Below are 265 nucleotides of genomic sequence, written 5' to 3'. Positions count from 1 at the left end.
GGTGACAATAGCGTTTTGGACCCACCTGATTCCATGCCGAACTCAGTAGTGAAACGAAACAGCGCCGATGATAGTGTAGCATTTGCTATGTGAAAGTAGGACATTACCAGGCTTCAAATTGTAGAGAGCCCGAATCTAAAGATTCGGGCTTTTTTACGTCTGCAGAAAAGTAAAATACGCGCAATTAATACACACTCATATCGCGACACAAAGATAGTGTAGCATTTGCTATGTGGCTCTCCACCGCTGTGGGCACTACGACATC

Annotated in this window: 1 rRNA gene; it reads left to right on the top strand. The window is 44.9% G+C overall.

Annotation, left to right across the window (positions count from 1 at the left end):
* Positions 1 to 112 (top strand): 5S ribosomal RNA (gene rrf / locus H5119_RS20260); the annotation flags it as partial.
* Positions 113 to 265 lie beyond the last annotated feature (153 nt).

The sequence above is a fragment of the Pseudoalteromonas sp. SG45-5 genome (assembly GCF_014164085.1).
Taxonomy (GTDB): Bacteria; Pseudomonadota; Gammaproteobacteria; order Enterobacterales; family Alteromonadaceae; genus Pseudoalteromonas; species Pseudoalteromonas aliena.
The sequence above is the reverse complement of the archived record's forward strand: the minus strand, read 5'-3'. Positions and strand labels throughout refer to the sequence as shown.